The following is a 25,622-nucleotide window of genomic DNA, read 5'->3' on the forward strand; positions in this document are numbered from 1 at the left end:
CCCATCTTCGCCGTATGAAACATTTGCTTCTGATCCCCGCCGCCTTGACGCTTCTGTCCGCCTGCAAAGACGAAACCATTTCTGGCTATGCTGACAGCACAGCCACGTGGGCTTTAATCGAGTTGAACGGCATGGCCTTCCCCGCCACAGCCACCATCACCTTCCCCAAAAAGGGACAGATCGAGGGTGACGGCCCGTGTAACAGCTATTCGGCGACGCAGACCGCGCCTTATCCCTGGTTTGAGGCTGGCCCAATCGTCGCCACGGAACGCGCTTGTGCGGATCTGGGCGCTGAGGCCGACTTTTTCACCGCGCTGGGCCAGGTGAACATTGCCGAAGTGTCCGGTGGCACCCTGATCCTTTCGAACAAAGATGGGCACGAGTTGGTGTTTATGACCGCTCCGCGCTGATCGCGTTACGTCTAAGACGATCCAACAACCGCGCCCGGGCTTCGGGCAGCGGTTTGTCACCAAGCGCATGTGCAATGCCATGGGTCAGGAAATGCCCCGTGGTCACCAAGCCGTCCAGAACGTTTGCCAACGATCCATCCCCAACACCCAAAAGCTCGGGCGGCAGAGGCAACAGACGCTCCGCCCAATCCCCTGCCCCGTCAACAGACACAGCCCGCCCGGTTTTGGGCGAGACATAGGTCAGATCATCCCGCGTGCCGGTCACCGCACATTCGGTCAGGTCCAGACCAAAGCCCAGCTCCTCGAGCAATGCGAGTTCCCACTTCAGATAGGCCGTCGGCCATGCTTCGTTGACCCCCAAAAGGTCCAGCATGGATTGCGTCCGGTTGTACATAACAGGATGGGGTTCACGTTCAGGCATGGCATAGGCCAACAGCGCCGTAATCGCATTCAGCCCAGCCAGCGCGGTCCGGTCTGAAAGAACCAGCGCGCGACTGCGCAGAGGTTCGACCGTATAGCTGCCGATGTGTTCTTCCAAACGTGCACGCCATGTCAGATCAAGCTGCGCACCGGGCTGAAGGGTTGGTGCAATCTTACGACTTACACCGCCACGCACCACGCCCGCGTGACGACCATGTTCGGCCGTGAAAACATCAATGATGACAGAGGTTTCGCCATGCTTTCGCACGGACAGCAATGCCCCCTGATCTCGCCAATCCATCGCGATCCTCCTGATCGTAGCCTAGCGGGATCGGCGTCAGTCTGAAAGCCCCGGTTCGTCCAGAAGATGGCGGCCCTGTTTGTCTTCGACCTCAATCACCCAAAGGTCCGGGTCAAAGCCTTTCTGGCGCGTCAAAGCGGCATCCACGTCGGCCTCTACGCCCTCAGACAACACCATCCAACAGCGCTCGCCCGTCATCAGATCAAAGCTGCGTTGATAGGCCACGGCCTGCCCGTCCAGCGTGTTCATCTTGACCAGAACGGCACCCGCAGTCGCGTCGCCTTTTTGGGTCACGAAAGCCGGAATGTCAGACAGGCGCAACCGCGTCAGATAGGCCGAGACCCAAACATCGGCGGTCAGGCGCATCACTTGTTCCCGTCGCGGAAATCGAGCCCCATTTCCGAATAACGCTCTTTTTCTTCCAGCCAATTCGGACGCACTTTCACCTGCAGGAACAGGTGAATCTTGCGGCCCATGAACTCTTCCAGCTCGGCGCGGGCGGATTGGCTGACGGCCTTGATCGTCTCGCCACGTTTGCCAAGGATAATCCCTTTGTGGCCATCGCGCGCGACATAAATGATCTGATCCACGCGGGCAGAGCCGTCTTTACGTTCTTCCCAGTTTTCGGTTTCGACCGTCAACTGATAGGGCAGTTCCTGATGCAGGCGCAGGGTCAGCTTTTCACGGGTCATCTCGGCGGCAATCATGCGCATGGGCAGGTCGGCGATCTGATCTTCCGGGTACAGCCACGGACCTTCGGGCAAACGTTCGGCCAGCCAAGTTCGCAGCGCCGCGACCCCATGCCCTTTTTCAGCCGAGATCATGAAAGTCTCGGCAAAATCAAAGCGTTCATTCAGCTCTTTCGTCAGGGACAGAAGCGTTTCGGCTTTGACCTTGTCGATCTTGTTGATCGCAAGCGCAATTGTGCGGCCCTTACCAATCTCGTCCAACCCTTCGAGAATGGTTTTGACACCCTCGGTCACGCCCCGATGCGCCTCGATCAGCAACACGGTGATGTCGGCATCCGCCGCCCCGCCCCATGCCGCAGCAACCATCGCGCGGTCCAGACGGCGGCGCGGTTGAAACAGGCCGGGCGTGTCCACGAACACGACCTGCGCGTCGCCTTCAATGGCCACGCCGCGAATACGCGCGCGCGTCGTTTGCACCTTGTGCGTCACGATCGAGACCTTGGCCCCGACCATATGGTTCGTCAGCGTCGACTTGCCCGCATTGGGTTCGCCAATCAGGGCGACAAAGCCCGCCCGTGTGTTCGCATCCGACATCTTTTATCCTTCAACCTGCGCTAAAAGCGCTTTGGCCGCAGCTTGCTCGGCGGCCCGTTTTGAGTTGGCTTTCGCCTGTGCCACGCGCCCATCAGACAACTGCGCCTCGATGGTGAAGACCGGGGCATGATCCGGGCCTTCGCGACTTGTTTCAACATATTTGGGTACGGCCATCTTACGCGCTTGCGCCCATTCTTGCAGGGCTGTTTTTGCGTCGCGCGCGTCAGCTTCGACCTTATTGATACGCTCACCCCACAAGCGAAGGATCATGTCCCGCGCAGGGTCCAGACCACCATCCAGATAGACGGCAGCAATCACCGCCTCCATCGCGTCGCCCAAAAGCGCCAGCTTGCGCCGCCCGCCGGTCTTCATTTCAGACCGGCCCAATTTCAGCACAGCACCCAGATCGACCTGCGTAGCAACGTCCGCACAAGTTTCCTTGCGCACCAGCGCGTTATAGCGGGGGGCCAGCGTGCCTTCAGGGGCGTTGGGATCGTCCGCCAGAAGCTTTTCCGACATGACCAGCCCAAGCACCCGATCACCCAGGAATTCAAGCCTTTGGTTGTCAGGCCGCGTGGCTGATGAGATCGATCCATGCGTCAGGGCGCGTATCAGCAGATCGGGCTGCGAGAACTCGTACCCGATACGCGCCGTGAAGGCGATGAGGTCGGCGGACAGTTTCACTCGATTTCCTTGAAGAAGCGATCCGACCGCCACGTCCAGAAATAGAACAAGCGCTTGCCAGCGGCCGAGAACATGATGCGGTCTGCGCGACCCAGCAGGTATTCGGCCGGCACGAAGCCCACGCCGCCAGCATTCGGGCTGACACGGCTGTCGATCGAGTTATCGCGGTTATCACCCATGAAAAAATAGTGACCTTCCGGCACGGTAAACACATTCGTGTTGTCGACGCTGCGGTTGGCGAAATTCAGGATCGAATGAGACACACCACCGGGCAGAGTTTCGATGAATTTTTCCTTCAGACACTCGGCACCTTCACCCACCGGGCGATTGATACATTGAGGATTGGTACGGAACCGCCCTTGCGGCAGCTTGGTTTCCGAGAACATCCCAGCAGGCACCTGCTTGGCTTCTTCGCCATTGATCCACAGGACGCTGTTTTTCACCTGAATTTTATCGCCCGGCAAGCCAACCAGACGTTTCACATAGTCTGTACCAAGGGTTGGGTGTCGGAAGACAACAACGTCACCGCGCTCGGGCTCGGACCCGAAGATACGCCCCGAAATCGGGCAGGCCGAAAATGGGCAAGAATGCTGGGAATAGCCATAGGCCATCTTATTGACGAACAGAAAATCCCCGATCAGAAGCGTGTCTTTCATTGACCCGGTCGGGATCCAGAAAGGTTGGAAGAACAGGGTGCGGAAAATCCCGGCGATAATCAGCGCCCAAAAGATCGTTTTCACGTTCTCCCACAGGCCATCTTTCTGCTTCTCGGTCATGTAACTGCCTTTTGTTTGTCAGGCCGCGGGGGCCGAAATCTATTGGGGGCGATATGGGCGGACAGGGGGATAGAGTCAAGTTTTGCGCCCTGTTTCAGCGGGTTTGAACAGGGATTTACGCGGGCCGCGCCTCAATCACCACAAATGCTTGCGCCCAAGGGTGGTCGTCGGTCAGCGTGACATGGATCACAGCCTCGTGCCCGGCGGGGGTCATTTCGTCCAAACGCTCTTTCGCCCAGCCTGTGACCTCCATCACGGGCTGCCCGGTGCGCAGGTTTGATACTGCCATGTCGCGCCAGCTGATCCCCATGGCAAGACCGGTGCCCAGCGCCTTTGAACACGCTTCTTTCGCGGCCCAGCGCTTGGCCAAAGTGCCCGCTTCATCTTTGCGTCGGGCGGCCTTGGCCAGCTCGCGATCCGTAAAAACACGGGTGCGGAAACGGTCGCCGAAACGCTCGAGCGTGCCTTGAATGCGTTCGATATTTGCAAGGTCTGTGCCGATGCCAAGGATCATTGAGGTACCCGATGCATGAGCAGAACAGCCTTCACGCCGGCAGCAGACGACGCCTGCGACCACAAATCCCGGTTGCTCGGGAGACCGTCCTTAACCTTTGCGGCTCTGATATGCGAAAATTCGGTATTATTCGGAAGCAGAAAGGACAGTTCGGGCAAGAATTTGGATCGTTTAGCGTAGCGCTTTTCCGAGCCATCGGGGTAGCGCAACGTGCCAGAATCCTGAATTTCGACGGCGTCATATGCGCACGACCCAATCTGAATCTGATCGGATTGCACAATCGCGGTCGTCATTTCGATCTGCCATCGTCGTGACCCGTCGGGGTTTCCCCAATTTTGACGTTGCACAAACTCGTTTCCAGGTGCGATTTCGCCAATCTCATGCGGGGCGGGGTCATAAGTTTGATCTTTCTTAGCGGTCCCACTTTCTTTTTGCTGATAAAGCAGGAACGCCCCACGCTCTCGAAAAGAAACCCAACGATCTGGGAAAACAGACGAAACTTGCGTATCTAAATAGAGCTCGCCAGAAACCCGACGATGCGTGAAGGTACTCTCGGTGGCGCCATTGTTCGAGACAAGGACAACCCCAGCATCTAAATCGGCTGACGTTGGACATTGCGCCAACCCAACCGCGACCAACACTGTTTGAAAAAGGGTGTCGAGCCAGCTCACCTCCGAGCCTCATCCATAAGGCGGCGCATTTCAGCGATGGCGTCAGGCATGCCGCGGAAGATGGACTCGCCGATCAGGAAGTGTCCGATGTTCAGCTCGACCACCTCTGGCATGGCGGCGATGGGAGCGACTGTGTCATAGGTCAGGCCATGGCCCGCGTGCACCTCAAGCCCGAGGGAATGCGCGAACGCCGCACCGTCGCGTAGACGTTCCAGTTCGGCATCGCGCTTGGCAAATTCGCCTTCCGCGTGGAAATCGCAATAGGCACCGGTGTGCAGTTCCACCACAGCCGCGCCAATCCGGGCCGAGGCTCTGATCTGATCGGCGTCTGCATCAATGAACATCGATACGCGGCACCCAGCATCACGCAGAGGCGAGATATAATCCCCCAAGCGATTGTCATTACGCGCCACATCCAATCCACCTTCCGTGGTCAGCTCTTCGCGCTTCTCGGGCACCAAACACACCGCATGAGGTTTATACCGCAGTGCAATCGCCTGCATTTCGTCCGTCGCGGCGCATTCGAAGTTCAGCGGAGCCGTCAGGGCAGCCATCAGCCCGTCTATGTCTTCGTCCCGAATGTGGCGGCGGTCTTCACGCAGATGCGCGGTGATGCCATCGGCGCCAGCCTCTTGCGCCATTTCGGCAGCCCGCACCGGATCGGGATAGGCCGACCCGCGCGCGTTGCGCACGGTTGCCACGTGATCAATGTTCACACCAAGCCGAAGCTTATCAGCCGTCTGGGTCATGTACGTGCTCCTGAACTTATACCGTTTGGGAAAGTGTTACTCGTTTTTCGTGGGATCACCACCCTTGGTAAACCGCTCGGCCATACGTTTTTCATATCGCGTCTTAAGCTTGTTGATCCGACGACGTTGATAGGCGTGGATCAAGGGGTTCGCCAGCACATAGGCCACAGTCCCTGCCGCGATCCCTGGGATCAGACACCCCACCAAGTAAGGCAGGAACACGCGATCATAAAACAGATGGATCTGAGACCAGTTCGCAATGTCATCCGTAAAGATCGACTTGAAATTTGCCCACAAACCATTGGTGGCGCCCGCAAAACTGGACACGATTTCAGGCAGGTGCACGACCACATTCTGCCCCATCATGGCATGGCCCAGATTAACGCACAGCTCGGCGATGAGCGGGAAGGTCAAAGGGTTACCCACAAATGTCGCCAATAACGACGCCAGTACATTTCCCCGAACAAGCCACGACAAAATCGCTGCCGTCAGAAAATGCAGACCATAAAACGGCGTAAAAGATGCAAACACCCCTGCCGCAATCCCGCGCGAAATCCGATGTGCCGGATCTGGCAGGCGACGCAGGCGGTGAATCACGTATTGTGCCGCGCGGTACCAGCCGCCGCGCGGGTAAAAGAACTCCGCTACGATTCGCAGATACGATCGCGGATTTCGTTTAAACACGTGTGCTTCCTTCCGCCTGCCCGGTCGGGTGGGTTATGGTTTGCGGTCCAGATCCCGGTGACGATGTACCGTTGCCACGTCGCTGTCGGCCTCAAGCGCCAGCATGATGGCATGCAGATGTTCGATGTCGCGCAATTGCACATCAACAAGCAAACGGTAAAAATCCGGTTTCCTATCCACGAATCTCAGATCTGAGATATTGGCCTTCTGCTCTCCAATCAAGGTGCAGATGCGTCCCAAAACGCCCGCGTCATTGGCAATCGTGATTTCGATGCTGACAATATGGATCGGCGGGTGCTTGCCGGAATGCCAATGCAGGTCCACCCAACGCGAGCTGTCATCATGCAGATCGGCCAGCGCATCGCAGTCGATCGTGTGCACCATCACGCCTTTGCCGCGATAAGAAATCCCCACAATCCGTTCACCTGGCACTGGCTGACAACATTGCGCGGGGGTAAAATCCTGCCCTGCTTCCAGCCCGATAACAGCGACATCTGCATCTACCTCATCGCCGTCCTGATCGGCCTCGGGGTACAAAACCCCCACCACGTCCCGCGCCTGAAGTTCAGCTGATCCAAGACGCGCCAACATCTCGTCCGTGTCCTTTAATCGCAACTGCTTGGCCGCTGTGGCCAGCGCCTTGTCGGTGACCTTGCGCCCGACATGTTCGAATGAAAGACGCGCAAGCTCGCGTCCAAGACGGACATAGCGTTCGCGGTCATCGTTGCGCAATTTCTTGCGGATCGCAGCCTTGGCACGGCCGGTCACGACGATATCGATCCACGTGGCCTGAGGGCTTTGACCTTCTGCGGTCATGATCTCGACCGACTGGCCATTTTTCACGCGCGTCCATAGCGGCACACGGATGCCGTCGACCTTTGCACCCACGCAGCTGTCCCCGATCCGTGTGTGGATGGCATAAGCAAAGTCCAACGGCGTAGCGCCCCGTGGCAGCTTGACCACCTCACCCTTCGGGGTGAAACAGAACACTTGGTCCTGATACATCTCAAGCTTCACATGCTCGAGGAATTCGTCGTGATCATCCGCCGTCTCGAACCGTTCCGTCAGCGAGGCAATCCACTTGGCCGGATCAACCGCAAAGGGGTTTTCAACCCGGATCCCGTCACGATAGGACCAATGCGCAGCAACGCCGGTTTCTGCCACCTCGTGCATCTCGCGCGACCGGATCTGGACCTCGACCCGTTTGCCATCGCGCCCGGACACCGTCGTGTGGATCGAACGATAACCATTCGATTTGGGCTGGCTGATATAGTCTTTGAACCGTCCGGGCACAGCGCGCCAACGCTGGTGGATTGCGCCCAAAACACGGTAACAATCGGCATCATTTTCAGTGATCACGCGGAAGCCATACGTGTCAGACAGGCGCGAGAAGCTTTGACCCTTTTCTTCCATCTTGCGCCAAATGGAATAGGGCTTCTTCGCGCGTCCGAAAGCTTGGGCCGTGATGCCCGCCTTGTCCAATTCCAGCCGGATGTCGCCGGTGATCTTTTCGATCACATCGCCGCTTTCTTTCTGAAGCCGCAGGAACCGCCGCATGATCGAACTGCGCCCCTCGGGGTTCAGCACGTGGAAAGCCAGATCTTCCAGCTCTTCCCGCATCCACTGCATACCCATGCGGCCTGCCAAAGGCGCGTAGATATCCATCGTCTCGCGTGATTTCTGGACCTGTTTATCTGGGCGCATGGCCTTGATCGTGCGCATATTGTGCAGACGGTCGGCGAGCTTCACCAAAATGACGCGCATGTCCTTGGACATTGCCATGAACAGCTTGCGAAAGTTTTCCGCCTGTTTCGTCTCGGACGAGGACAGCTGAAGATTGGTCAGCTTGGTGACGCCATCGACCAGCTCGGCGATCTCTTTTCCGAACAGCTCGGCCACTTCTGAATAGGTCGAACCCGTATCTTCGATCGTGTCGTGCAGAAACGCGGTGACGATGGTCGCATCGTCCAGCTGCATATCCGCCAAGATCTCGGCCACTGCAAAGGGATGCATGTAATAGGGATCGCCCGAATGGCGATACTGCCCAAAATGCATTTGGCCGCCATATTCATAGGCGGCCATAAGTAGATCCGAACTGGATTTAGGATTGTACGTCGAAATGCGTTCGATCAGACCGTCGATATCGAGATCAACAAGCTCGTCTTTCCAGCTCGTCACTCGTGACGCCCCCGTTCGCTTTCGGTTAACCCTGACCCTGCGCTTCCATCAGCGCACGCAGAAGCTTTTCTTCCGACATGTCGTCGTCAGCAGGTTTGTCAGCGGCTTCAGCACCCATAAGCAACGCCATGCTGTCTTCTTCGGGCTCATCCACCTCGATCTGAGTCTGATGGTCTTCGATCATGCGCTCGCGCAGTTCGTCCGCCGTCTGGGTTTCGTCTGCGATCTCGCGCAGAGCCACTACAGGGTTCTTGTCATTGTCGCGATCAACAGTGATCTGGTCACCTGCCGAAATCTCACGCGCACGATGCGATGCCAGCATTACCAGATCAAACCGGTTCGGCACTTTATCAACGCAATCTTCAACCGTCACACGGGCCATGTCCGCTCCATTCCTTGCAAGGGGATGTGAAACGCCTATCTATGCCCCAGAATTGGCAATGACAAGCACAAACGCCCCATATTAGCCCAATTCAAAGGGCGAAACCTCGTTTTTTGCGTCATCCGACAAGGCATCTGCCATCTCTTTGATGGTTTTACCCAGAACTGGGTGCCGCCAATCCGGCGCGACATCCGCCAGAGGAATCAGCGCAAAACTGCGATCCTGAAGCCGGGGATGGGGCAAAATCAGTTGATCCGGCGTCTCTTTCATCTGCCGCTCCAACGGCAAGTTCATCCAATGCAGAAACGTCTGGCGATTAGGTGCGATGCGATCATCATAGGCAATCAGATCAATATCCAAAGATCTCTGCGCCCAACGCGAAGGACGCTCGCGACCGAACAGATCTTCGACCTGGTGCAGCTCTGACAGGATCTGATCCGGGTCGCTTTCGACTTCTAATTGCGCCGCCACGTTAATAAAATCCGGCCCCGCCCCTTCAGGAAAACAAGCTGTGCTATAATATGGACTTATGGAGGTGATTCTTAAACCGCGCGCTGAAAGGCATTTCACCGCATCGCGCACCAGTTCAGCAGATTCATTTAGCGCATAAGTGACGTTACTTCCTAACAAAACCAAGGCCTTTGAATAGGTTTTTGAGTGATTTTTAGCTTGCGGCACGGCGCGTCTTCCCTAGATTACGACGGGTGTTTTCTTCGTTAAGTGATTTCTATCCTACCACTCACGGAATGGCTCGGCGAAGGTAATTGGAAAGGATAATTAATGTTCTATCGCGACGAGCGACTCGCACTATTCATCGACGGCTCGAACCTTTACGCGGCGGCTAAGTCGCTTGGGTTTGATATCGATTACAAACTGCTTCGTCAGGAATTCATGCGCCGTGGCAAGCTGCTGCGTGCATTCTACTATACTGCACTTTTGGAGAATGACGAATATTCGCCCATTCGTCCGCTGGTTGACTGGCTCCACTATAACGGCTTCTCGATGGTGACAAAGCCTGCGAAGGAATACACCGACGCCATGGGCCGCCGAAAGGTCAAGGGCAACATGGACATCGAACTGACCGTCGATGCGCTGGAATTGGCTGATCATATCGACCATGCCGTGCTGTTCTCGGGCGATGGGGATTTTCGCCCGCTGGCGGCAGCCCTTCAGCGCAAAGGCGTGCGCGTATCGGTCGTGTCGACCATCCGCAGCCAACCGCCAATGATTGCAGATGAACTGCGCCGTCAGGCAGACAACTTCATCGAATTGGAAGAGCTGAAAGACGTCATTGGCCGCCCGCCACGCGAATTTGACAGTCCCGAAGACCAAGATTGATCTGCAAAAGCAGGCCAGGGCAATCGCTCTGGCCTGTTTCCTCTGAGGGGCAGCTCTGGACGATCCGCACGAAACCCCTTACCTCTGACCATGATCGGAGGACGCCATGACCAAACCCGCCCTAACCCTGTATCTTGCCGCCCCAAACGGCTTTTGCGCTGGCGTTGATCGCGCCATCAAGATCGTTGAGATGGCGATCGAAAAATGGGGGGCGCCAATCTATGTGCGGCACGAGATTGTTCACAATAAATTCGTTGTGGATGGGCTGCGCGACAAGGGTGCCGTGTTTGTGGAAGAGCTGGACGAATGCCCCGACGACCGCCCGGTGATCTTTTCAGCCCACGGCGTAGCCAAATCCGTTCCCGCCGAGGCTGGACGCCGCGAAATGGTCTATGTCGACGCCACGTGCCCGCTTGTCTCGAAGGTGCATATTGAGGCCGAGCGCCATCACGACAACGGCCTTCAGATGGTCATGATCGGCCATGAAGGCCACCCAGAGACAGTCGGCACGATGGGCCAACTGCCTGACGGTGAAGTCCTGTTGGTCGAAACCGCCGAAGATGTCGCCACGCTGACCCCGCGCGACCCGGACCAACTGGCCTATATCACCCAGACCACCCTATCTGTGGATGACACGGCTGGGATCGTCGCCGCCCTGCGCAACCGTTTCCCCGCCATCGTTGGCCCGCACAAAGAAGACATCTGTTATGCCACTACGAACCGCCAACACGCGGTCAAAGCCATTGCGCCGCAATCCGACGCGCTTTTGGTCATCGGCGCGCCCAACAGCTCAAACTCGCGCCGATTGGTCGAAGTCGCCCGTGCCAATGGTTGCGACTATTCCATGCTGGTACAGCGCGCATCAGAAATCGACTGGCGCTCGCTTGAGGGCATCCGCACCGTCGGCCTGACCGCAGGTGCATCCGCACCGCAAGTTCTGGTGGACGAGGTGATCGACGCCTTCCGCGACCGCTATGACGTGACAGTCGAGATGGTCGAAACCGCACAGGAAAACATCGAGTTCAAAGTCCCGCGCGTGTTGCGCCAACCGGTTGGCGCATCCTGATGACACCTGAGTTCCTGCTAACCGCATTGATCGTCGTTCTGGCCCCCGGAACAGGAGTGATCTATACGCTGGCCATCGGGTTGAGCCGCGGCAAAAGCGCAGCAGTCGCTGCCAGTCTGGGATGCACGATTGGTATCGTTCCCGCGTTGCTGGCGGCGATACTTGGACTTGCGGCGATTCTGCACAGTTCGGCTTTGATGTTTCAGATCGTTAAATTTTCGGGCGTTGCGTTCCTTCTTTACATGGCATGGCAGACGCTGCGGGATCATGGTCCGCTGGCGTTCAATTCGCACCCCGACCAAGGTGGTCTGGGCAAGATCGCAGTGCGGGGTGCTCTGCTGAACGTTCTAAATCCGAAGTTGTCCTTGTTTTTCCTAGCGTTCTTACCTCAGTTCCTGACCGGGAACCCAGAAAGCGCGAGCTCGGAAATGATGATCTTGGGTGGTGTGTTCATGGCCATGACATTCGTGGTTTTCGTGGTCTATGGCTGGTTCGCGTCAGCGGCACGAGACAAGATTCTCCAAAGCCCTCGCGCATTGGCTTGGCTGCGGCGGGTCTTTGCAGCCAGTTTTGCGGGACTTGGCGCGAAACTGGCGTTCGAGCGCGCATAAGACATCCAACAATAAGCGACAACAGATGGCAGATTTTTTTGCATATACAGACGGGGCCTGCTCCGGCAATCCCGGCCCAGGTGGCTGGGGCACTCTTTTGCAGGCCAAGGAAGGCGACACGGTCGTCAAGGAACGCGAGCTGAAGGGCGGCGAGGCGTTGACCACCAACAACCAGATGGAGCTTATGGCCGCCATCATGGCGCTTGAAACTCTGGGAAAACCCTGCGCAATCACGGTCGTCACCGACAGCCAGTATGTGAAGAATGGCGTCACAGGGTGGATCCACGGCTGGAAACGCAACGGTTGGAAGACGGCCGCCAAGAAACCCGTCAAAAATGCCGAATTGTGGCAGCGCCTTGATGCCGCCCAAGCACGTCACCACGTGACGTGGGAATGGGTAAAAGGGCATGCTGGTCATCCCGAAAATGAACGGGCAGACGAGCTGGCCCGCGCGGGAATGGCTCCGTTCAAAGGCTAGATTGCGTCGCTAGAATTGCAGCCACAGCCCCAAGCCAAGCTCGCTTTCGTTGTTCCCGTGCAAACCTTTTGTGTATTGAGCCGTCAGATGCCGGTGCTCGCGCAGCTCCCACGCGACCGACGGGATGGCTTTCACAACGGTTTCATCCGGGGTCACCATCACATCGACTCCAAGCATCGCCATCAGTCGATCATGGGGTTTAACACCCAGCACACCATAGCCGCCATAGTCGGTTGGGCGCCCATCGGTTGATACGCTCGCAAAAAGCTCGAGATCCGCCCACCCAGACCCAAATGCCGTGTCAAACCCACGCCCCAGATGCACAGCCGGCTCAATCCGAAGGTCGTCCTCTGGTCCTGCTAAGGTCAGGCTTAACGCTTTGCGCAGCGGCTGATCATTCTCGGGGAAATGCCAACGGGCAGACAGCGCATATTCGGTCAGCTCCAGCATCGCGAAATCATAGGTGATCTTGCCCGCAAGCGTGATGTTGTGGCGCAACCCATATTCGACATAGGCCATCCCGCGCGGATAATCCTGCAAGCTGTCCGTGTCCTGAACCGCAGTCACCGACAGGAACACTTGCCCCTGCTCGCGTGGCCACGCCCCGGCAAAGGACATCGACCCGGCCGAGATCACAGCAAAGAAACAGAAAAAGAGCGCACGAACCACCATAGGTTCACAGTGCAGCAGGAAGGTTAACCGCGTGTTAACCGCGCCCCGAGAGGCGCTGCCATAACCAGATCACCAGCATCGCCCCCAACACGGCCCCAATAGCGCCAAAGGCAAAGCTACCAATGGTAAGAAGGAAACGCATCAGCAAACCGCTAAGCAGCGCGCCGCCCACCCCAATGGCGACGGTCGTCGGCACATCTGTGCGCACATCCATGATGCGGGTGGCAAGGAAACCTGCAGCGGCTCCGACGATGATCAAAAGAATAATAGGCATAAGGGCAATATGGCGACTTGCTTACAGAATTGAAAGGCTCAAGTGACCTGATCCGGTATCTCAAATCCGCGAAGGAAATCTTCGGCCTCCATCGCGCGTTTTCCGGGACGTTGGGCGCGCAGGACGTCCACGGCACCTTCACCGCAAGCAATGGTCAAACCGTTCAGAACTTGCCCAGGTGCACCCTGTCCATCCGCCAGTCGCGAGGCCAGCAGCTTCACCTGCTCGCCCGCCATGTCACATTTCGCGCCGGGGAACGGAGACAGGCCACGGATCAAGCGATCGACCTCAATCGCCGGACGGCTCCAATCAATCCGCGCCTCGGCCTTGTCGATCTTGGCGGCATAGGTCACGCCATCCTCGGGCTGCACGTCTGCCGTCAGGTCATGCAACCGCGCCAGCGCATCAACGATCATGCGTGACCCCATGGCGGCCAGCCGGTCATGTAGAAGCGCCGTGGTTTCCTCAGCCCCTATGGAGGTCGATTCGCGCGACAGAACCGGACCAGTGTCCAAACCGGCCTCCATCTGCATAATGCAGATACCGGTTTCTGCGTCGCCCGCCATAATCGCACGATGGATCGGTGCAGCCCCACGCCAGCGCGGCAAAAGCGAAGCGTGGATGTTTAGACAGCCATGTTTCGGCGCATCCAATATGGCCTGAGGCAAGATCAATCCATAAGCTACGACCACCGCCGCATCAGCATTCAGATCGGCAAAATCCTGTTGCTCGTCCGCCCCTTTCAGGGACACCGGGTGACGGACCTTCAACCCCAATTCCAGCGCACGCGCATGAACCGGACCGGGGCGATCCTTCTTCCCGCGTCCAGCCGGACGGGGCGGCTGACAATAGACGGCGACGATGTCATGTCCGGCATCAACCAAAGCGTCCAGCACTGGAACCGAGAAGTCGGGCGAGCCCATGAATACCAGTCTCATCGCGCCAGTTTCCTTGCCTTTTTCACCAACATGTCACGCTTCGTGCGCGACAGATGATCCAAGAACATCTTGCCGTTCAAATGGTCGATCTGATGCTGCACCGAGGTCGCCCAGATGTTCACGAAATCCCGTTCCTCGACCTCGCCTGCTTCGTTCAAAAACCGTACGGTTACAGCGCGGGGGCGGCTGATTACGGCAGAGACACCGGGCAGGTTCGGGCTGGCCTCTTCATGCTCACGCGATTGGGTCGAAGCATGCAGGATCTCGGGGTTCGCCATCCGAACGGCTTGCCCGCGTTCGTCGGATGCATCCACAACCGCCAGACGTTGCATGATCCCCAGTTGGGGCGCGGCCAAGCCAACGCCGGGCATGGCGTCCATCGCAAAAATCATCTCGTCCCAGATGGCTCGGACCTCGTCCGTCACAGCCTCGACCGGTTCAGCCACCGTGCGCAGGCATTTATGCGGGTATTTCACATAAGGGCGGTGGGTCACGACCGGGCCAGCTCGCGCTTCAGTTTCTGCATCTTGCGGGTGATCATCTGGCGCTTCAGCGGCTTCAGATAGTCGATGAACAGCTTGCCGTTCAGGTGATCAATCTCGTGCTGCACACAGGTCGCCCACAACCCGTCGAATTCCTGTTCCTGCACATTTCCGTCGCGGTCTACCCAGCGCACACCGACCTCTTTCGGGCGGGTGACTTCGGCGAACTGATCAGGGATCGACAGGCAGCCTTCTTCATAAACATTCGTCTCGTCCGAGGCGCGGATGACTTCAGGATTGAACATGATCACCGGTTCGCGTGGAGCGTCTTCATCCCGCACGCAATCCAGCACGATCAGGCGCTTCAGAATGCCTATCTGCGGCGCGGCCAGACCGATGCCCGGCGCGTCATACATGGTTTCCAACATGTCGTCGGCCAGTACGCGCAGATCGTCGGACAGATCAGGCACAGCATCGGCCACCTTCTTCAGGCGCGGGTCGGGGTGGATCAGGATCGGTTTGATGGTCATATGCTGCATTTAGGACATGCACCCGTTTGGTGCAATGGCTGGCTTGCACCCGCTGTCAAAGCCGCTAACGTGCCCCAAACGCGACCCCGAAGGAGAGACCATGAATTTCGACGAGATCATCGAACGCCGCGGCACCCATTCCGCCAAATGGGATATGATGGAAAAGATCTATGGCGTCCCCAAGGATGATGGAATCGCGATGTGGGTGGCGGACATGGATTTTCGCCCACCTGCGGCTGTCCAAAACGCATTACAGGGGATGCTAGATCACGGGATCTATGGATATTACGGCGATGAAAGCAGCTACAAAGATGCCATCTGCTGGTGGATGAAAACCCGCCATGACTGGCAGATTGATCCGGCTGCGATCTTTACCACCCATGGTCTGGTCAACGGGACGGCCATGTGCGTCGACACCTTCACAAATCCCGGTGATGGCGTTGTTCTCTTCACCCCGGTCTATCACGCCTTCGCACGCGTTATCCGCGCCGCTGAGCGTGACTTGCGCGAATGCCCTTTGGTCAACAACAATGGCCGCTATGAAATGGATTTCGCAGCCTATGATGCAATGATGCAGGGCAACGAAAAGATGCTGATCCTGTGTTCGCCACACAATCCGGGTGGGCGTGTCTGGACCCGGGATGAACTGGAAGGCGTCGCTGATTTCGCCCGCCGCCATGACCTGATCATCGTCTCAGACGAAATTCACCACGATCTTGTGTTCCCCGGCGCGACGCACATTCCCATGACCAAGATTGACGGGATCGAGGATCGACTGGTGATGATGACCGCCACCACCAAGACGTTCAACATTGCCGGGTCGCATTCCGGCAATGTCATCGTGCCCGACCCCAATCTTCGCGCAAAATTTGCGGGGCGCATGGCGGCGATGGGCCTGTCGGCGAACTCGTTCGGGATTGTTATGGCCGAGGCCGCCTATTCGCCCGACGGGGCCGAATGGGTGGATGGTGTCGTCGACTATATCAATGAAAACCGCAAACTCTTTGATGCCACCATTGCTGAAATCCCCGGCCTTGCGTCGATGGAGATGGAGGCCACCTATCTGGCGTGGGTCGACTTCTCGGGCACTGGGATGGAGGTGGCAGAATATCGTCGCCGCGTCGAGAAGGTCGCCAAACTGGCCGTGAACCACGGCGAGACTTTCGGCAAGGGCGGCGAAAGTTTCCTGCGATTCAACCTGGCCACGCCGCGCGCCCATGTGGATGAGGCCTGTGCACGGCTGAAGGCTGCGTTCGACGATCTTCAATAAGAAAACGGCAATAAATCGCGCGGTGTGACCAGCGCCGTGCGAAACACTTGATCCCATTGTTTTCCTGGATGAAACCGGGGCATGAACCGGATTTCCCGCGCATTTTCTCGCCTCTTTCTTTTGGCCATTATCGGCGTTGTCGGTGTCATTTTGTGGGAACGGTTCGTCCCGCCTGCACCTCCGCCGACGCTTGTGCCCATCGAAGGCAGGATTGATCGGATCGTGGTTGCAAAAGCAGCGCGCACGATGACCGTGTTTCAGGGCGGTACCCCTGTGCGCACCTATCAGATTGCGCTTGGGTTCGCACCAGACGGCGATAAGGAACAGGAAGGGGACGGACGCACCCCGGAAGGTACATTCAAGATCGATCGCCGGAATGGAAAAAGCGCGTTCCATCTTTCGCTTGGGCTTGATTATCCGCGGCCAGAAGACATCGCGCGTGCACGCCAAGCCGGTGTCAGCCCGGGTGGTGACATCTTCATTCACGGACAACCCAATGGAATGGGGCAATTTGGAACAATCAAGCGCGACTGGACGGCGGGCTGCATTGCCGTTTCCGATGTCGAGATTGAAGAGCTTTGGTCAATTACACCAATTGGAACCGAGGTCGAAATCAGGCCCTAGCCCGCATCACGATCCTTCGATCAATGCAACGGGTGCGTCATCTTCACGGGCATAATCGCGCGGCACAGCGTCGTGGGCTTCAGCCTTACGTTTGAATTCGTATTTCATCTGACCCTCTTCCTCTTCCGAGGCGATGATCAGGCACTGATACAGGTGCCGCGATCCGTCATACAGGTCGACCAGCCCACGCAGATGCGGCGCACGTTCAGCATCCAGCGCAAAGCCTGTCTCCCAGAATTTCAGAATTGGAAATACTTCCTCATTCACCCGAATCCGCAAACGGCTTTTCTTTTTCAGGTCTTTTTTGCGCGCAGCTTCCAACCCCTCACGCACTTCTTTTGGCAAATACTCAAGCATCGCTTCATCCCCTTTTCGCCGAAGAACATCATGCCACAAGAATTGTTGCGGTCAAGTTAACCATCCCCAATGGCAACGTTTTCCGCCGATGCTGACAGTCCCTCAAACGCAGCAAGCGCTGCGGTCCGCGCGCGCGCGTGATCAACGATCGGATGGGGATAGGTCATGCCAAGCGTCACATGAGCTGCCTGTAGGACAGCACTTGGGGCCTTCCATGGTGCCCCCAGATACTTGTCGGGAAGCGCTGCAATCTCGGGCACCCATTGGCGGATATAGGTGCCATCCGGGTCAAATTTTGTGGCTTGCGTGATCGGGTTGAAAATTCGGAAATAAGGCGCTGCGTCCGCCCCGCAGCCCGCCACCCATTGCCAACTTGCGGCATTCGATGCCACATCCGCATCTAAAAGCGTGTCGTGAAACCACGACAGCCCGGCCCGCCAGTTGATCCGCAGATGCTTGATCAGGAACGACGCCACGATCATCCGCACGCGATTGTGCATGGTCCCTGTCTGCAACAGCTCGCGCATACCCGCATCTACGATGGGATAGCCTGTCTGCCCGCGCTGCCACGCGGTCAGATCTTTCGCATCATCACGCCAAGGGAAGGGGGCGAATTTTGGCTGAAATTCCTCCAATGGCAGGGTCGGATTGTGATACAGCAAATAGGCCGAGAAATCGCGCCAGCCAACTTCGGCCAGAAACTTAGCCCCATCCCGCTGCCCGACATCGCCAAGAACCTCGGCACGGCGCAGGCTTGCCAAAATCTGGCGCGGCGTGATTTCACCCATTTGCAAATGAGGCGACAGATTCGACACGTTCGTCGCCGCCGGAAAATCACGGCCCTGCGCATAGCCCTGCGCGCGTTTGTCCAGAAAACTGTCCAACCGTGCCATTGCGCCGGCTTCGCCGGGCGTCCAGAGTGACCCGAATCCAGCGGCCCAATTCGGGCGCGTTGGCAGGCCCCCCCAGCCCTCAAGGGTCTCCGAAGGCAGATCTCGCATGAACGACGCATCAGGCGCGGGCAAAGGTGCCGGGGCCGCATCCAACTGCGCCAGACAGGACCGCCAGAAGGGGGTGAAGACGCGAAACGGCGTGCCCGCTTTGGTCGCGATCTGCCACGGCTCGAACAGGTATCGACCCGCATGGCTTTCAACGTGAATTCCGCGATCATTCAGATGGGCTTTCAACGCCGTATCCGCAGCGATGGCATTCGGCGTATAGCGACGCGACCAATGCACCGCATCCGCACCCGTGGCGCGGATCACGTCGCCCAGAACATCCCGTGTCTTACCGGCCCGCAACACCAATTGCCCGCTCAGGTCCGCAATCTGCCTCCCCAGCGCTGCCAAAGAATGGTGCAGCCACCACAGTTGAGCGCGCCCGATCGGATCGGGCGCGTCGGGATCATTCACATAAAGGCAGATAACTGGTTTTCCACCTGCCGCAGCGACAGTCAGGGCGGGGTGATCTGACAAACGCAGGTCATTGCGGAACAACAGGATTGCGGGGCGGGGTGTGGTCATGAAAACCTCGTGGATGGGACGTACCGTATACGCCCCGCCCCCGCATTTAGATCAGGTATTGTGATCTTCGACCAGATCAACACCCACCACCGGGCGCAGAACGTGAGGCTTCTCGGGATCATAGAGCGCCGAATCCTTGAAGTCGCGACCGCGATCCAGGGCAGGACCAACCAGAATCAACGCAGTGCGCGTAATCTTCTCAGCCCGGACTTTCTTGCGGATATCCGCGATGGTGCCGCGAATGAACATCTCGTCCGGCCAGCCGACGCGATAGGCGACAACCACCGGGCAATCCTCGCCGTAATAGGGCGTCAACACGCGCTCAATCTCGCGCATGTTGCGCACGGCAAGGTGAATGGCCAGCGTCGCGCCCGTCTTGGCAAAATTCTCAAGCGTTTCACCTTCGGGCATCGAGGTCGACTGCATCGACATCCGCGTCAACACGATGGACTGCGCGATTTCGGGGATGGTCAGTTCCTGTCCCAAGGCCGCGGCGGCTGCCGCATAGGCAGGCACGCCGGGAATGACCTGATAGTCGATGCCGTCGGCGTTCAGACGGCGGATCTGTTCGGCGATTGCTCCGTACAGCGACGGGTCACCGGAATGCACGCGCGCCACATCTTCACCGCGTTCATGGGCGGCTTTGATCTCGGCATGCGTATCGTCCAGCGTCATCGCTGCGGTATCCATGACTTTCGCATCGTCGGGTGCGCAAGCAACGACCTGCGGCGGGACCAGAGATCCAGCGTACAGACACACGGGGCATTCGCCAATCACTCGCTGCGCTTTCAGGGTCAGAAGCTCGGGATCGCCGGGGCCGGCACCAATGAAATAGACGGTCATGACAGATCTCCATCAATGCGGCGGGCATAGCCGCGCGGGGTAAACATACGGGGGCCTTCGCCCAGTTGCGCCAGACGCGAGTTCGACGAACCCACCAGCACCACGGTCAGCATATCAACCTCGTCCACCTGCAATTCGTCCAGACGGCGATAGCGGATGTTCTCGGTCGGGCGACCTAGGTTCGAGGCCAGCATGACGGGCGTGTCTGCCGGACGGTGTTTCAACAGGATGTCACGGGCCTCGGCCAGAAGGGTGCGGCGCTTCATCGATACGGGATTATAGAAGGCAATGACGAAATCGCCCTCAGCGGCAGCGTGCAGACGCTTCACGATGTCCTCGCGATGGGTCAGCAGATCCGACAGAGAAATGGCGCAGAAGTCGTGGCCCAACGGTGCGCCTGCGCGGGCAGCTGCGCCCTGCAGCGCGGACACGCCGGGTGTGGACACAACCTCGACCCGACGCGCTGCATCCGAAACGCCTTTTTCTTCGGCGGTACGGTCCAGAAGTTCGTACACCAACGCGCCCATCGCGTAGATGCCTGCGTCGCCCGAGCAAACCAGCGCGACGTTCTTGCCTTTGCCCGCCTGTTCCAGCGCATAACGGCAGCGATCTTCCTCGCCGCCCAGCGGGAAGTCCGAGCGGGTTTTGCCAGCGGCCAGCGGGCCGATCAGGTCGATATACAGACCGTAGCCCACAAGTTCCTCGGCCTCTTGCAGCAGGTGGCTGGCTTCCGGCGTGCGCCATGTATGCTGGCCCGGCCCGATCGAGACGATGGACAGCTTGCCACGGGTCCGGCCACGCATCTCGGTGATCGGTTCGGGCGCGCGGGCAATGGCGCAGGTTGTGTTGGCGGTTTTGACCTTTTCGACAACCAGTTCGGCGTCCGGTCCGGCAGCGGCCAGCGCGGCACCTTCCGATACACCGTGGCAGCCCACTTCGTCGAACACGACGTCTGAGGGATTCGCCAGACGTGCGGTCTGAGCTTCCAGTTCTTCTGCGGTAAACACACGGAACGGCACACCCAGACGGCGCGCCAGATCGTTCATCGCGCGCTCGTCAGCTTTCAGGTCCAGCGACGTGACGCAGGCAATCGCATCGGGCGCGATATTGGCAGCCACCAATTGCTCAGACACGTTCTGCCACAGCTCTTCCGGGTCCGCATTGCGCGCACAGCCCACGCCCAGCGCGAAGCGCTGCGGGTGATAGGCCAAACAGGTCGGGCCGGTCTCGACCGGGGCCTCAGACACAACCAGTTCGACCGAACCGCCTGCATCCTCGATGTCAAAGATGTTCTCGCCCACGATGGACACGCCAGCGCCGGACAAGAGTTCTGCCATCGCTTCCTTGGCGTCTTTCTGGTTTGCCAGACGATAGCCCACAGGTGGCTCGTCTAGCGCCACGCCCATCGACACGTCGCCCGCAGTGGTCACGGCAGCAGTGGCACCGATCTCGGCTGCGATCTGGCTGGCCAGACGGTTCGCCCCGCGATGCCCGCCCAGCAATGGCAGCACAGCAGAACCATCATCGGCCACGGCCACAACGGGAGGCTCGGCCAGTTTATTGGCAAGGATCGGCGCAACCGCGCGGATCAGGATGCCCGCAGCACAAACACCCACAATCGGTGTGCCCGCCGCGAACAGCATCCGCACGTGATCCAGCGCATTAGGAAAGAACGCATCGGCCTTTTCCACACGGCCTTCACGCCCATGGACCTGTGCGCCTAGGTGTTCGGCGACCCGATGGGCCAAAGCCTCGCCCGAAGAGTTCAGGCAAATTACAACAGGCGTTACAGCCATGGGTCAGTTCCTTTCGCAAGCAGGATCATCGAGAAATAGGGGGCCTTTTCAGGGGCCTCGGACAGGGGCAGCACGACTTCTTCCGGCAGACTTGCGCGTTCCACATATGTGGCTTTCGTCGTCAGGCCGAGGTCTTCTATGACTGCGCGGATTTTGGGCAGGTGGCGGCCCACTTTCATGATTGCCACCGACTCTGCGCCTTCGATACGCGACCGAAGTTCGGCTTCGTCCAGCGGGCCGGGCAAAACGGTCAGGCGTTCATTGCGGGCGACCAAAGGCTTTTGCGCACGGGCAGCAACGGTGGTGATCGAGGTCACGCCGGGGATGATCTCGCAATCAAACCGGTCCGAGAGGCGCGCGAAGAGATACATGAACGAGCCATAGAAGAACGGGTCGCCCTCGCACAGCACGACCACATCATCGCCAGCGGCCAGACGATCGGCAATTTTCGCAGCGCCGGCATCATAAGCGGCTTGTGCCGGCGCACGCTCGACGCTCATCGGCACCGGGATTCGGATTTCATAGGCATCTTCCGATATCAGACCGGCGGCAATCGCGCGGGCAAAACTGTCGCCACGCTCCAGCGTCGGATAGGCCACGACCTTCGCCGCCGCGATCAGACGCGCAGCCTTCAGCGTCATCAGCTCGGGGTCTCCCGGGCCAAGGCCGATCCCATAGAGGGTTCCGTTCATCGTTTGATCAGGCTCCATTGGGTGACAGGTCGCAGGGGTTTCCAGCCGGATAATGACCCCAGCGCTTCCGCGCGCTCCACGGACAGTTTCACCAACTGTCCGCCGTGCTTCTTGTGCAGGGCAGTCAGGCACATCTCGCTTTCGATGGTAACGGCATTGGCGACCAAACGGCCCAGCGGGCGCAGCGCGGCCCATGCGGCGTCGAAGGTTTCTTCGGTCAGACCACCGCCGATGAATACGGCATCTGGGGCATCGAGCCCGTCCAGAGCAGCAGGGACCATGCCGTCGATCAGTTCCAAACGCGGCACGCCCAGCGCCAATGCGTTCGCGGCGGCCATAGCGCGGCGTTCGGGCTTCGGTTCGATCCCGATGGCGCGGGCATAGCGTGCACCGCGCATCCATTCCACAGCGACCGACCCACAGCCCGTTCCGATGTCCCACAAAAGCGCACCGCGCATCGGCATCAGCTTCGCCAGCGTAATCGCGCGGACCTCTTGCTTAGTCATGGTGCCGTCGGATTGGAACAGCTCGTCCGCCAGACCTGGTACGCGCGGTAAAAGCGCAGCGTCGGGCGCGGCAACACAGTCAACCGCCAGCGTGTTGAACTCGGGCACCTCATGGTCCCAGCTTTCCGCCAGCCCATCGAACCGCGCTTCCTTGTCGCCGCCCATATGAGCCAGAACCGTCATGCGGGATTTTCCAAAGCCACGTTCTGTCAGGAAGGTTGCGATTTGGCCCGGGGTCTCGGCGCCGGTGGTTAGAACCAGAAGACGGGCGTCGGGTTGGATGAAGGCAATCATCTGCTCGACCGGGCGGCCATGCACCGTCAGGGTTTCCAGATCCGCCATCGACCAGCCCATGCGGGCCGCGGCCAATTGGAACGCGCCGACCTGCGGGTGATAGACGATTTCGGACGCATCGAAGTGGCGGCCAATTTTGGCCCCGACCGAGAACCACAAAGGATCCCCCGTCGCCAGCACGGCCACGCGCTTGCCGCGCCGCATTTCCAACTCAGCGATCAGGCTGTCAAAGGGCGAGGGCCAGGCCAGGCGCTCGGCCTCGGTCTCCAGCATCTCGTGATGGCGCTTGCCGCCCACGATGACCTCGGCCGCATCCAGAACCGCGCGGGTCGCCGGGGCCAGCCCGTCGACGCCATCTTCACCGATACCGATGATATGCAACCAAGGTTGGGTCATGCGTTTTCCTCCGGAAGTCCCGCCGCCAGCGCGTTTACAGCAGCGGATGCAATCGCCGAGCCGCCGCGTCGTCCGCGCAGGGCAACGAACTCGCAACTACGCGGGTTGTTCGCCAGTTCTGCCTTACTTTCCGCCGCACCTACAAACCCCACCGGGAAGCCAAGGATCACGGCGGGTTTTGGTCCGCCTGCGTCGATCAGCTCTAACAGGTGGAACAGCGCAGTGGGGGCGTTGCCGACGGCGACGACAGCACCTTCCAGCTTGTCCGCCCACAGTTCGACCGCAGCGGCAGAGCGCGTGTTGCCGATCTCATTCGCAAGCGGAGGCGTACGCGGGTCGTTTAGGGTGACGATCACCTCGTTCTCGGCAGGCAGATAGCGGCGAATGATACCCGCGCCGACCATCTCGCAGTCGCAAAAGATCGGCGCGCCCGTCTTAAGCGCGGCATGCCCAACCTCATAGGCGTTCGCCGAGAAGGCCAGACGGTCCGCAACCTCGACCATGCCACAGGCGTGGATCACGCGCGTCGCCAAGGCCGCCATGCCGCCCGGGAAACGCTCTAGCCGAGCTTCGCGGCGCAGGGTCGCGAAGCTTTCGGCATAGATCGCCATTGGGTCGCGTTCATAGCGCAAAGGGGGGCGTCCCGTGCTCATTTCGAGCGTGCCGATTCTGGGCCATGCGGGTGTTTCGCATGGGGGTATTCCGCGTGCACATGGTCGTGGTCATGATCGTGGTGATGATGGTGATGGCCATGGTCATGCCCGTGATCGTGGCTGTGATCATGATCATGGTGGTGGTGATGCCCCATATGCAGGCGGCATTCGCCTGTGCAGAAGGCGTCACACATCTTACAATCCGCCACGTTCGAACCCGGCGCCGATGCCCCCTGCCCTTCAACGTGGTGGTGGTGGCTTTCCTGAATGGCGCCGACCTCGGCCTCAAATCCCAGAACTTCCACGCGGTATTTGCACATCACGCAAGTGGGCGGCGGGACATCTGCGAAAGCAGGGTGCTTCTCGCGATCCTCGACAGAAATGGTTTTCTCTTCACCGCCATCCATCGCCAGAACCTGCGTGCGATAGCCACAGGTGCCACAGTTCGGCGGGCGCACGTCGCCCAACTGCTCGGTCACGCGCTCGGCGAAGGTTTCCAGCACTTTCGGGTGGTCGTTCAGATAGCCCGCTTTCACGAAATGGATGTCCGGATTTTCAGCAGCCACCTTATCAGTGAAGCCATAGATCCGGTCGATCAGAATGCCCGAGAACAGGAAATACGGGAAAACGATGACGCGCTTATAGCCCAGCTTGGTTACGTGGTTCAGGCACGGCTCGACCAGCGGGAAGGTCACGCCGGAATAGCCCACTTCCAGCCACCCAAAGCCCATACCTTCCTGCAACAGACGTGCCACTTTGGCGACGTTGCCGTTGGCGTCGGGGTCCGAGGCACCACGACCGATGACCACAAGACAGGTCTCTTCCAGCGGCACGTCGCCTTTCTCGGCATTAGCAGCCTCGACAGCTTCCTGAATGCGCGCACCGGCGGCAGCGATCATTTTGGGATCCACGCCCAGCTCTCGCCCATAGGTCACGTCGACCCCATGCTTTTCAGCATAGGAGTTCAGAACCGTCGGAATGTCGTTCTTGGTGTGCATCGCCGCAAACAGCATGCCCGGCACGGCCAGAATGCGGTCGCAGCCCGCTTCACGCAGACGGTCCAAGCCATCGCGGATCACAGGGTTGGCAAATTCCAGATAGCCATAGTCGGTCATCCAGTCGTCCGGGAAATAGGCCGGGAGTTTTTCAGCTAGGACTGCGAACTGATCAACAGCGTCCTGGCTACGCGAGCCATGCCCGCAGATCATCACACCAATTTTCGACACG

The 25,622-nt window shown here is 58.8% G+C and carries 32 protein-coding genes; 7 read left to right on the forward strand and 25 right to left on the reverse strand.

Features of this window, described 5'->3' with window-relative positions; genetic code table 11:
- The first annotated feature begins 14 nt into the window (after positions 1-14).
- The gene (locus tag FIL88_RS13345) at positions 15-410 is read left to right on the forward strand and encodes an META domain-containing protein (protein ID WP_142854382.1); all 396 of its coding nucleotides are present in this window, start codon (positions 15-17) and stop codon (positions 408-410) included.
- On the opposite strand, the gene recO is transcribed toward FIL88_RS13345, so the two are convergent.
- The 12 genes from recO to folK all read right to left on the reverse strand — a co-directional run bounded on the left by recO (position 391) and on the right by folK (position 9,730).
- Positions 391-1,131: a DNA repair protein RecO gene (gene recO, locus FIL88_RS13350; RefSeq protein WP_142854383.1), complete on the reverse strand. Its 741-nt coding sequence runs from the start codon at positions 1,129-1,131 to the stop codon at positions 391-393. The genes FIL88_RS13345 and recO overlap by 20 nt on opposite strands.
- A gap of 36 nt (positions 1,132-1,167) precedes the next feature.
- Positions 1,168-1,497: a DUF1491 family protein gene (locus FIL88_RS13355; protein WP_142854384.1), complete on the reverse strand. Its 330-nt coding sequence runs from the start codon at positions 1,495-1,497 to the stop codon at positions 1,168-1,170.
- Positions 1,497-2,414, reverse strand: a complete 918-nt coding sequence (era, locus tag FIL88_RS13360; RefSeq protein ID WP_142854385.1) for a GTPase Era — start codon at positions 2,412-2,414, stop codon at positions 1,497-1,499. Before era ends, FIL88_RS13355 begins: the two co-directional genes overlap by 1 nt.
- A 3-nt stretch (positions 2,415-2,417) precedes the next feature.
- Complete coding sequence (gene rnc / locus FIL88_RS13365) at positions 2,418-3,098, reverse strand: ribonuclease III (RefSeq protein ID WP_142854386.1); 681 nt, start codon at positions 3,096-3,098, stop codon at positions 2,418-2,420.
- The gene (gene lepB, locus FIL88_RS13370; RefSeq protein ID WP_142854387.1) at positions 3,095-3,874 is read right to left on the reverse strand and encodes a signal peptidase I; all 780 of its coding nucleotides are present in this window, start codon (positions 3,872-3,874) and stop codon (positions 3,095-3,097) included. Before lepB ends, rnc begins: the two co-directional genes overlap by 4 nt.
- Before the next feature lie 115 nt (positions 3,875-3,989).
- The gene (acpS, locus tag FIL88_RS13375; RefSeq protein WP_142854388.1) at positions 3,990-4,388 is read right to left on the reverse strand and encodes a holo-ACP synthase; all 399 of its coding nucleotides are present in this window, start codon (positions 4,386-4,388) and stop codon (positions 3,990-3,992) included.
- A complete protein-coding gene (locus tag FIL88_RS13380) occupies positions 4,385-5,059 on the reverse strand; it encodes a hypothetical protein (protein WP_142854389.1) in 675 nt (224 codons plus the stop codon). The genes acpS and FIL88_RS13380 overlap by 4 nt, the downstream gene beginning before the upstream one ends.
- Complete coding sequence (locus FIL88_RS13385; RefSeq protein ID WP_142854390.1) at positions 5,056-5,808, reverse strand: pyridoxine 5'-phosphate synthase; 753 nt, start codon at positions 5,806-5,808, stop codon at positions 5,056-5,058. The genes FIL88_RS13380 and FIL88_RS13385 overlap by 4 nt, the downstream gene beginning before the upstream one ends.
- Before the next feature lie 36 nt (positions 5,809-5,844).
- A complete protein-coding gene (locus FIL88_RS13390; protein WP_142854391.1) occupies positions 5,845-6,492 on the reverse strand; it encodes a DUF2062 domain-containing protein in 648 nt (215 codons plus the stop codon).
- Positions 6,493-6,525: 33 nt separating this feature from the next.
- Positions 6,526-8,634 (reverse strand): RelA/SpoT family protein, encoded by a 2,109-nt coding sequence (locus FIL88_RS13395; RefSeq protein WP_246066728.1) that lies wholly within the window; start codon positions 8,632-8,634, stop codon positions 6,526-6,528.
- A 61-nt stretch (positions 8,635-8,695) separates the two neighbouring features.
- Positions 8,696-9,052 carry a DNA-directed RNA polymerase subunit omega gene (gene rpoZ / locus FIL88_RS13400; protein ID WP_108857617.1) on the reverse strand — a complete coding sequence of 119 codons (357 nt, stop codon included), beginning with the start codon at positions 9,050-9,052 and terminating at the stop codon, positions 8,696-8,698.
- An 81-nt stretch (positions 9,053-9,133) separates the two neighbouring features.
- A complete protein-coding gene (gene folK, locus FIL88_RS13405) occupies positions 9,134-9,730 on the reverse strand; it encodes a 2-amino-4-hydroxy-6-hydroxymethyldihydropteridine diphosphokinase (protein WP_281281312.1) in 597 nt (198 codons plus the stop codon).
- A gap of 102 nt (positions 9,731-9,832) precedes the next feature.
- Here folK and FIL88_RS13410 point away from each other — a divergent pair, with 102 nt between their 5' ends.
- The 4 genes from FIL88_RS13410 (at position 9,833) to rnhA (ending at position 12,545) form a co-directional block, all read left to right on the forward strand.
- A complete protein-coding gene (locus tag FIL88_RS13410; protein WP_142854392.1) occupies positions 9,833-10,390 on the forward strand; it encodes a LabA-like NYN domain-containing protein in 558 nt (185 codons plus the stop codon).
- Between the two features lie 106 nt (positions 10,391-10,496).
- Positions 10,497-11,456 (forward strand): 4-hydroxy-3-methylbut-2-enyl diphosphate reductase, encoded by a 960-nt coding sequence (gene ispH, locus FIL88_RS13415; RefSeq protein WP_142854393.1) that lies wholly within the window; start codon positions 10,497-10,499, stop codon positions 11,454-11,456.
- On the forward strand, positions 11,453-12,067 hold the full coding sequence (locus tag FIL88_RS13420) for a LysE family translocator (protein ID WP_142854394.1): 615 nt from the start codon (positions 11,453-11,455) through the stop codon (positions 12,065-12,067). The genes ispH and FIL88_RS13420 overlap by 4 nt, the downstream gene beginning before the upstream one ends.
- Positions 12,068-12,092: 25 nt before the next feature.
- On the forward strand, positions 12,093-12,545 hold the full coding sequence (gene rnhA / locus FIL88_RS13425; protein ID WP_142854395.1) for a ribonuclease HI: 453 nt from the start codon (positions 12,093-12,095) through the stop codon (positions 12,543-12,545).
- A gap of 9 nt (positions 12,546-12,554) precedes the next feature.
- Here the strand turns inward: rnhA and FIL88_RS13430 are convergent, their stop codons facing one another.
- Genes FIL88_RS13430 through def (FIL88_RS13450) form a run of 5 tightly spaced genes read right to left on the reverse strand, consistent with a single transcriptional unit; the run spans position 12,555 to position 15,441 of the window.
- Positions 12,555-13,217, reverse strand: a complete 663-nt coding sequence (locus FIL88_RS13430; protein ID WP_185960946.1) for a hypothetical protein — start codon at positions 13,215-13,217, stop codon at positions 12,555-12,557.
- Positions 13,218-13,251: 34 nt separating this feature from the next.
- Positions 13,252-13,491 carry a GlsB/YeaQ/YmgE family stress response membrane protein gene (locus FIL88_RS13435; RefSeq protein ID WP_142854397.1) on the reverse strand — a complete coding sequence of 80 codons (240 nt, stop codon included), beginning with the start codon at positions 13,489-13,491 and terminating at the stop codon, positions 13,252-13,254.
- Positions 13,492-13,529: 38 nt separating this feature from the next.
- Positions 13,530-14,429 carry a methionyl-tRNA formyltransferase gene (fmt, locus tag FIL88_RS13440; RefSeq protein ID WP_142854398.1) on the reverse strand — a complete coding sequence of 300 codons (900 nt, stop codon included), beginning with the start codon at positions 14,427-14,429 and terminating at the stop codon, positions 13,530-13,532.
- Positions 14,426-14,923, reverse strand: a complete 498-nt coding sequence (def, locus tag FIL88_RS13445) for a peptide deformylase (protein WP_142854399.1) — start codon at positions 14,921-14,923, stop codon at positions 14,426-14,428. Before def (FIL88_RS13445) ends, fmt begins: the two co-directional genes overlap by 4 nt.
- Positions 14,920-15,441: a peptide deformylase gene (gene def, locus FIL88_RS13450; RefSeq protein WP_407642368.1), complete on the reverse strand. Its 522-nt coding sequence runs from the start codon at positions 15,439-15,441 to the stop codon at positions 14,920-14,922. Before def (FIL88_RS13450) ends, def (FIL88_RS13445) begins: the two co-directional genes overlap by 4 nt.
- Positions 15,442-15,541: 100 nt before the next feature.
- Between def (FIL88_RS13450) and FIL88_RS13455 the strand changes: the two genes are divergently transcribed.
- Positions 15,542-16,711 (forward strand): MalY/PatB family protein, encoded by a 1,170-nt coding sequence (locus tag FIL88_RS13455; protein WP_142854401.1) that lies wholly within the window; start codon positions 15,542-15,544, stop codon positions 16,709-16,711.
- An 81-nt stretch (positions 16,712-16,792) separates the two neighbouring features.
- Positions 16,793-17,335 carry a L,D-transpeptidase family protein gene (locus FIL88_RS13460; RefSeq protein WP_142854402.1) on the forward strand — a complete coding sequence of 181 codons (543 nt, stop codon included), beginning with the start codon at positions 16,793-16,795 and terminating at the stop codon, positions 17,333-17,335.
- Between the two features lie 6 nt (positions 17,336-17,341).
- Here the strand turns inward: FIL88_RS13460 and FIL88_RS13465 are convergent, their stop codons facing one another.
- From FIL88_RS13465 to FIL88_RS13500, 8 genes are read right to left on the reverse strand one after another with little or no spacing between them, the layout of a single operon-like run.
- Positions 17,342-17,692, reverse strand: a complete 351-nt coding sequence (locus FIL88_RS13465) for a hypothetical protein (protein WP_142854403.1) — start codon at positions 17,690-17,692, stop codon at positions 17,342-17,344.
- A gap of 56 nt (positions 17,693-17,748) precedes the next feature.
- Entirely contained in the window at positions 17,749-19,215 is a 1,467-nt protein-coding gene (locus tag FIL88_RS13470) for a cryptochrome/photolyase family protein (RefSeq protein ID WP_142854404.1), read from the reverse strand.
- Between the two features lie 51 nt (positions 19,216-19,266).
- Complete coding sequence (gene cobM, locus FIL88_RS13475; protein WP_142854405.1) at positions 19,267-20,058, reverse strand: precorrin-4 C(11)-methyltransferase; 792 nt, start codon at positions 20,056-20,058, stop codon at positions 19,267-19,269.
- Entirely contained in the window at positions 20,055-21,854 is a 1,800-nt protein-coding gene (cobJ, locus tag FIL88_RS13480) for a precorrin-3B C(17)-methyltransferase (RefSeq protein WP_142854406.1), read from the reverse strand. The genes cobM and cobJ overlap by 4 nt, the downstream gene beginning before the upstream one ends.
- Positions 21,845-22,546, reverse strand: a complete 702-nt coding sequence (gene cobI, locus FIL88_RS13485; RefSeq protein ID WP_142854407.1) for a precorrin-2 C(20)-methyltransferase — start codon at positions 22,544-22,546, stop codon at positions 21,845-21,847. Before cobI ends, cobJ begins: the two co-directional genes overlap by 10 nt.
- The gene (gene cbiE, locus FIL88_RS13490; protein WP_142854408.1) at positions 22,543-23,742 is read right to left on the reverse strand and encodes a precorrin-6y C5,15-methyltransferase (decarboxylating) subunit CbiE; all 1,200 of its coding nucleotides are present in this window, start codon (positions 23,740-23,742) and stop codon (positions 22,543-22,545) included. The genes cobI and cbiE overlap by 4 nt, the downstream gene beginning before the upstream one ends.
- Complete coding sequence (locus FIL88_RS13495; RefSeq protein ID WP_142854409.1) at positions 23,739-24,395, reverse strand: precorrin-8X methylmutase; 657 nt, start codon at positions 24,393-24,395, stop codon at positions 23,739-23,741. The genes cbiE and FIL88_RS13495 overlap by 4 nt, the downstream gene beginning before the upstream one ends.
- Complete coding sequence (locus FIL88_RS13500) at positions 24,392-25,603, reverse strand: sirohydrochlorin chelatase (RefSeq protein WP_142854502.1); 1,212 nt, start codon at positions 25,601-25,603, stop codon at positions 24,392-24,394. The genes FIL88_RS13495 and FIL88_RS13500 overlap by 4 nt, the downstream gene beginning before the upstream one ends.
- Positions 25,604-25,622: the final 19 nt, after the last annotated feature.

It is taken from the genome of Aliiroseovarius halocynthiae (genome assembly GCF_007004645.1).
Lineage (GTDB): Bacteria > Pseudomonadota > Alphaproteobacteria > Rhodobacterales > Rhodobacteraceae > Aliiroseovarius > Aliiroseovarius halocynthiae.

Bases quoted from the DNA above. Each gene is read 5' to 3' on its own strand.
- FIL88_RS13345 (WP_142854382.1), top strand. From the start codon at position 15: ATGAAACATTTGCTTCTGATCCCCGCCGCCTTGACGCTTCTGTCCGCC.
- recO (WP_142854383.1), bottom strand. From the start codon at position 1,131: ATGGATTGGCGAGATCAGGGGGCATTGCTGTCCGTGCGAAAGCATGGC.
- FIL88_RS13355 (WP_142854384.1), bottom strand. From the start codon at position 1,497: ATGCGCCTGACCGCCGATGTTTGGGTCTCGGCCTATCTGACGCGGTTG.
- era (WP_142854385.1), bottom strand. From the start codon at position 2,414: ATGTCGGATGCGAACACACGGGCGGGCTTTGTCGCCCTGATTGGCGAA.
- lepB (WP_142854387.1), bottom strand. From the start codon at position 3,874: ATGACCGAGAAGCAGAAAGATGGCCTGTGGGAGAACGTGAAAACGATC.
- acpS (WP_142854388.1), bottom strand. From the start codon at position 4,388: ATGATCCTTGGCATCGGCACAGACCTTGCAAATATCGAACGCATTCAA.
- FIL88_RS13385 (WP_142854390.1), bottom strand. From the start codon at position 5,808: ATGACCCAGACGGCTGATAAGCTTCGGCTTGGTGTGAACATTGATCAC.
- rpoZ (WP_108857617.1), bottom strand. From the start codon at position 9,052: ATGGCCCGTGTGACGGTTGAAGATTGCGTTGATAAAGTGCCGAACCGG.
- FIL88_RS13410 (WP_142854392.1), top strand. From the start codon at position 9,833: ATGTTCTATCGCGACGAGCGACTCGCACTATTCATCGACGGCTCGAAC.
- ispH (WP_142854393.1), top strand. From the start codon at position 10,497: ATGACCAAACCCGCCCTAACCCTGTATCTTGCCGCCCCAAACGGCTTT.
- rnhA (WP_142854395.1), top strand. From the start codon at position 12,093: ATGGCAGATTTTTTTGCATATACAGACGGGGCCTGCTCCGGCAATCCC.
- FIL88_RS13430 (WP_185960946.1), bottom strand. From the start codon at position 13,217: ATGGTGGTTCGTGCGCTCTTTTTCTGTTTCTTTGCTGTGATCTCGGCC.
- FIL88_RS13435 (WP_142854397.1), bottom strand. From the start codon at position 13,491: ATGCCTATTATTCTTTTGATCATCGTCGGAGCCGCTGCAGGTTTCCTT.
- fmt (WP_142854398.1), bottom strand. From the start codon at position 14,429: ATGAGACTGGTATTCATGGGCTCGCCCGACTTCTCGGTTCCAGTGCTG.
- def (WP_407642368.1), bottom strand. From the start codon at position 15,441: ATGACCATCAAACCGATCCTGATCCACCCCGACCCGCGCCTGAAGAAG.
- FIL88_RS13455 (WP_142854401.1), top strand. From the start codon at position 15,542: ATGAATTTCGACGAGATCATCGAACGCCGCGGCACCCATTCCGCCAAA.
- FIL88_RS13460 (WP_142854402.1), top strand. From the start codon at position 16,793: ATGAACCGGATTTCCCGCGCATTTTCTCGCCTCTTTCTTTTGGCCATT.
- FIL88_RS13465 (WP_142854403.1), bottom strand. From the start codon at position 17,692: ATGCTTGAGTATTTGCCAAAAGAAGTGCGTGAGGGGTTGGAAGCTGCG.
- FIL88_RS13470 (WP_142854404.1), bottom strand. From the start codon at position 19,215: ATGACCACACCCCGCCCCGCAATCCTGTTGTTCCGCAATGACCTGCGT.
- cobM (WP_142854405.1), bottom strand. From the start codon at position 20,058: ATGACCGTCTATTTCATTGGTGCCGGCCCCGGCGATCCCGAGCTTCTG.
- cobJ (WP_142854406.1), bottom strand. From the start codon at position 21,854: ATGGCTGTAACGCCTGTTGTAATTTGCCTGAACTCTTCGGGCGAGGCT.
- cobI (WP_142854407.1), bottom strand. From the start codon at position 22,546: ATGAACGGAACCCTCTATGGGATCGGCCTTGGCCCGGGAGACCCCGAG.
- cbiE (WP_142854408.1), bottom strand. From the start codon at position 23,742: ATGACCCAACCTTGGTTGCATATCATCGGTATCGGTGAAGATGGCGTC.
- FIL88_RS13495 (WP_142854409.1), bottom strand. From the start codon at position 24,395: ATGAGCACGGGACGCCCCCCTTTGCGCTATGAACGCGACCCAATGGCG.
- FIL88_RS13500 (WP_142854502.1), bottom strand. From the start codon at position 25,603: ATGATCTGCGGGCATGGCTCGCGTAGCCAGGACGCTGTTGATCAGTTC.